Origin of the sequence: Phocaeicola sp. HCN-6420 (genome assembly GCF_037890145.1) — a bacterium.
Taxonomy (GTDB): Bacteria; Bacteroidota; Bacteroidia; order Bacteroidales; family Bacteroidaceae; genus Phocaeicola.
In genome coordinates this window covers 1-1,255 of sequence record NZ_JBBKBJ010000072.1, presented here as the reverse complement: position 1 = coordinate 1,255, position 1,255 = coordinate 1, and the positions used below count along the sequence as shown (strand labels likewise).

1 pseudogene is annotated in these 1,255 nt (G+C 52.9%); it reads left to right on the top strand.

The annotated features are described in order from the left end of the window. Window positions 1-1,255: pseudogene (locus WKT12_RS16400) on the top strand (hypothetical protein); the annotation flags it as partial.

Below are 1,255 nucleotides of genomic sequence, written 5' to 3'. Positions count from 1 at the left end.
CGGGAGAGATCTGGCAGCCCGCAGAAGAAAGAAACCATACAACCGGACGTACCGTACGCAGCGATTACGGTACCTGCACCTCATCGGAACAGGATGCCGTAAAACTCTTCGTCCTGACCGCAGAAGGTATTACTTATCAGTCCGACTACCCTGCCGGAAGTCTGATGAAAACCGTGTTGAAAGACGAGAACTGGACTTCCGGAGCAGACGGGACAGTGGAAACCTATACCGACAACGAAGGAAGAACCGTACTGGAGCGGAGAATACACACCGCCACAAACGGAACGGAACACCTCGACACCTACTACGTGTACGATGACCTGAACAGACTGCGCTACGTACTGCCCCCACAGGCAGAAGATACGTTCCGGCAGGCTGGGGAAACCCACTCCGGAAGTGATAAAGGGATAGCAGACTACGCATACGCATACCGGTACGACGGAAACGGAAACTGCATCAGCAAAAAGATGCCCGGAAGCGAAGCAGTGGAAATGGTATACGACAAGGCAAGAAGAAGGGTACTGAGCAGAGACGGGAAATGCCGTAACGAAGGGAAGTGGATGTTCTGGCTCTACGACGGGACTGGAAGACAGGCCGTGCAGGGAATCTGCACAAACCCTGATGTGGAGTCCATAAAAAACGACACTGTAATTACCCGATGGACAGACAGAGGGACACTGGCTGGATACGAGTCACCTGAAGCATTGGGAGAGGACATACAGCTTCTGAAAGCGGACTATTACGACAACTATGCATTTCTCGAAGACGAAGAACTCCTGCCGGAAGACAGGCAGGAGTACGGGAAAGTATATCCTGACCCACAGAAGCCGGATGCGGCGGGACTGAAGACAGGTACGGTGAGCTATGCGGCGGACGGAAGCGGAACACTCACCGGAATGGAAGTGCTGTACTACGACAGCTTCGGAAGATGCGTGCAGAAAAGACTGAAGAACCATCTGGGAGAGACCGATGAAGAATATACGGCATATACCTTCACCGGACTGCCACGACTGGTGATGAGAGTCCACCACTCACCCGAGAAGGAAGAGCGGAAAGAAACGCTGCGCTACGAGTACGACACGATGGAACGGCTGCTCAAGGTGTACTTCCGCCTGGACGACAAGGAAGAGGAGCTGGTATGCGACAATGTATATGACGATTTGGGAAGAATCGTGGCCAACCGGAGAAACGGAACGGACAACCTGAGAACCGGATATACCTACAACATCCGAAACTGGATGACCTCCATCGAAAG